This window comes from Nitrososphaera sp. AFS, from assembly GCF_009898475.1.
Classification (GTDB): Archaea; Thermoproteota; Nitrososphaeria; order Nitrososphaerales; family Nitrososphaeraceae; genus Nitrosopolaris.
In genome coordinates this window covers 1-950 of sequence record NZ_QURE01000125.1, presented here as the reverse complement: position 1 = coordinate 950, position 950 = coordinate 1, and positions in this window count along the sequence as shown.

Below are 950 nucleotides of genomic sequence, written 5' to 3'. Positions count from 1 at the left end.
GCTAAATAAGAATATTTTGTGCATCCCATATAAAATCTATACAAGGGCTTCTGTATCGAGTACTAGGTAGTTACAGTTTTATGGCTTTGTAAAAACCATCAATTTTTAGAGCAATATTGGTTAGCCTGTGGACAATTTTTAGAGCAATATATGCTATACATCCCAATGACAATTCTCTGTCCTGTGTTCTTACCACTGTTGATCTAATATGTTCTCCAAATAATCGTTTTATCACAGAAACTACATCGGTTCAAGCTTTGGTTGAGTGTCATCCTTTTTTGACATTTAACTCAGTTCATTTATCGTTTGACGGCTACAAGACAGGATTTGAGCGCTGTATTGATACACGAATATGGCTCCAGTGTTTTTAGTAAACTAATACATATTCTGTTAGCGAGGAGAGTCGTAATGCTTGGTCGTGCGAAGCACCCATAATAAACAAGACATTAGCATTAGCATAACAATCTGCTCAAAACAAAACTGCAACTGCAAGCAGTGGTGGTAACACTACTAAAGCTGGTGGAGCTACAGCAGGTAACACTAGGTAATGCCTCAGCGGCCGCTAAGAACGCGAGCTCTTAGAATTCATCAAACCCAGTGGCTAACATTGGTCAAGCTCTCGGGAATGGTCTTAAAGGTCTCGGAAATATGGTAACAGGAGGCAAAAAGTAAGTGAACAAGTAAACAAAACATCCGCTCTAAGATTTCATTTCTTGATAATATGAGTTTTTACACTAAGGGATCTTCCAGCGCCTGATATTCTATTTACACGGGAAACGTGCAGAACGTGAGAAGGATGATGGTGGCTGTTCTGCGATTTCAGATATGGGTTCCTTTTTTGAATAAAGAGAAGGAACTTCTTGAATATGAAAAATCCCTTCCATTGAGATTTAACTCAATGGAGTGTAAGGGCTTCTGCTGTTACCATAAGGCAAACTTTGACAAATTAT